Raw genomic sequence first — 2778 nt, 5'->3', positions numbered from 1 at the left:
CCCGGGGTTTTCATGAGGGTGGGGCCCGTCGGGTGTGTTAAAGCGACGAAAGGTGCTTCTGGGCTGGGAAAATAGTGTTGTTGACGCACTGTTCCACCGGCTGAAAGAAGCACCTTTCTGATGTCTAAGATTACCGGAGTTTTCCCGTCTCTTCCTGTCGCCACGACGGAGCAGTCGCTGGTCTCCCACGCGGGGCTGAACGTGGTGACATCTCTGATCGACGCGCTCGGTTTCCGGGGCTTGTGCGAGGACCGGTTAGGCCAGTTCGTTCCCGCCGGGGCCCGGCATCGGCCCGGCACGATCCTGGGATCCTTGGCGGTCATGCTCGCCGGCGGCGGGGAACACGTCTCGGATCTGGATATCCTACGCTCTGGTGCCGGCGTCTTCGGGAACGTGGCCTCGAACGCGACCGTCTCACGGTTCTTCGACCGGGTTGCGGCTGGTCCGGACGTCTTCGGCTACGGCTTCGCCACGTTGACTCGCCAGCTGCGTTCACGGGCATGGGACGCTGCCGGGGACCGGAACCCGGCACTGCGGGCGACCGTCCTGGAGCCCCTGATCCTGGACCTTGATGCCACGCTCGTGGCCTCCCACAGCGACAAGGAACAGGCCGTGGGCACCTATAAGGGCGGGTATGGTTTCGCCCCTTTCATCGCCAGCGTCGATTACGGTACGGGCAACGGGACCGGGGAGATCCTGGCCGCGTTGATGCGTCCAGGCAACGCCGGAGCCAACAGTGCCCAAGACCACATCGAGGTGTTCACCCAGGCCATCGGACAGCTCCCCGACAGTTTCTACGACGGCCACGGTGAGCTCATCGGGGACAAGGTGCTGGTGCGCACCGACAGCGCCGGGGCGTCACGGAAGTTCCTGCATCACCTGGCGTCGTTAGGTGTCCAGTTCACGGTGTCCTACCCGGTGCCGGTCACCAAGGCCCACATGGTCGCCTGGATCAACGACAAAGCGCATTGGCAGCCGGCCCTGGACCAGAACGGTAAGGAACGCACCGATGCGTGGGTCATCAACGCCACCGAGATTTTCGGGCTCACCGATTACCCGGTCGGGACGAACCTGTTCCTACGCGCCGAGCCCCTTCACCCCGGGGCGCAGGCAACGCTGCTCGATGTTGACGGACACAGAATCACGGCCTTTCTGACGAACTCGCCGCGCTGGCACGGGCCCACCCTTGATGCCCGGCACCGGGCCCGGGGACGGTGTGAGAACCGGATCAAAACGCTGAAGAACACTGGGCTCGGGAAACTGCCGTTCTATGATTTCCACGCCAATCAGGCCTGGGCTGACATTGCCGCCCTGGCCATGAATCTAGTGTCCTGGCTGCAACTGGCCATCCTGCCGGCCGGGCATACAGCCCGCGGCTGGGACATCAAACGGTGGCGGTACCGGCTCTTCGCGACCGCCGGAAAACTCATCACTAGGGCCCGGCGGACCCAGCTGCTGATCCCCGGCAACGCGCCGGAAACCGGCACGATCACCACCCTCCTGACCGCCATTACCGAGCTCAAGCACAGCCTCCGACAACCGAGCCCGCGCCTGGCCTGAAAGCCGGACGGCCAGCCCTGCAACCACCGAAACACCCGATCGGAGACGTGGAACCCGACGCCCAGCCAGCGACCACAGGCCCCGCCAACACGCCCAAAACAAGAAAATCCCACCGGACGCGAACTAGCCCATGACCTGGCCGCGAACCCGGCCATCATGAAAAATCCGGGCTAAACGTTCCAAAACCCGGTCCCTATTAGTTGATCAACAGCTGTCTATCCTGGATCTGCGAGGCGTCAATCACAACAGTTTTAGGCGCAGAAGGGGCCGTCCTGAAACTCAGCCACCCAGTCACCGGGTCCAGCACACTGCTAGCGGACGTGTTGACGTCATCGAGGACACTGTTTCGTCAGCGATCCCAACTCACGCACCAGTGCATACCAGCCGTACCGGTGGATCCGGCTTCTGATTCCATAGTAATTCTGGATGTGGTTCCTCGATTCACCGCATGTAGGCCGGTACCGGGTGCATGTGATGTACCCGTCCGACAGGTCCGCGACCTTTTCGTTCGTTCAACACCGTTCGAAGAGTCCAGATATGGTCGTAATTTTTGGGTTGTTGTTGCTACTGCTTGGGCTGACGGTTTGACGCACTGCTCCCAGTACAGGCCTTCCTCAGGTGAACGATGGGTGCCAACAATGGATTCGAGGCGAAGGGTCGACAATGGGGTCGGTACGGGAGGCTTTGTGCTTGTGGGTAGGTTGAGGAGCGATTTACTCCGCTGCTGTTCGAAGAAAATGCACCCACTGGTAGCTCGAACGTGAAAATTTTCATCAGACCGCATGCGAGGTAGATCAGACTGTCCGTGGTTTACCGTGTGTTCCCCGTCGGACCTTGAAGTTTCGAGGACCCGATAGTGATCCTCCGATGGTGAAGTCGAATGGAGACTGCACCAGATTCAAGCTAGGCGTTTACCTAATGCATATCGCGGGTTCTGCCGATGAAACTCATTTTGGAGCAATTAACCCGATCTGGCCTAGGGGGCGAAAGTCCTGCTGAGCTGTTTTCGCGGCCCATCCGTGGCCTAGCCTGTGACGAATTTTATAGTGAAAGAGAATCATGGTGCTATCAGTGCCCGGAGCCGCGGAAACTGGTTTCGATGTCGGGATTCTGGGTGAAAGGTTGATTATGGATATCCGTCAGAGCGTCATGGGGCTACTTTTGGTCGGAGCTTTAGCGGGAGTCGCCGGTTGTGGCGCGTCAGATGCCGGCAGTCCC

General features: G+C 60.4%; 1 protein-coding gene. It reads left to right on the top strand.

Annotated features, from left to right (window positions below; translation table 11 throughout):
• Nucleotides 1-120: 120 nt before the first annotated feature.
• Nucleotides 121-1560: an IS1380 family transposase gene (locus K728_RS0116960; protein ID WP_024476452.1), complete on the top strand. Its 1440-nt coding sequence runs from the start codon at nucleotides 121-123 to the stop codon at nucleotides 1558-1560.
• Nucleotides 1561-2778 lie beyond the last annotated feature (1218 nt).

This window comes from Arthrobacter sp. CAL618 (assembly GCF_000468215.1).
Classification (GTDB): domain Bacteria; phylum Actinomycetota; class Actinomycetes; order Actinomycetales; family Micrococcaceae; genus Arthrobacter_D.
This window is presented reverse-complemented; position numbering and strand designations above follow the sequence as displayed.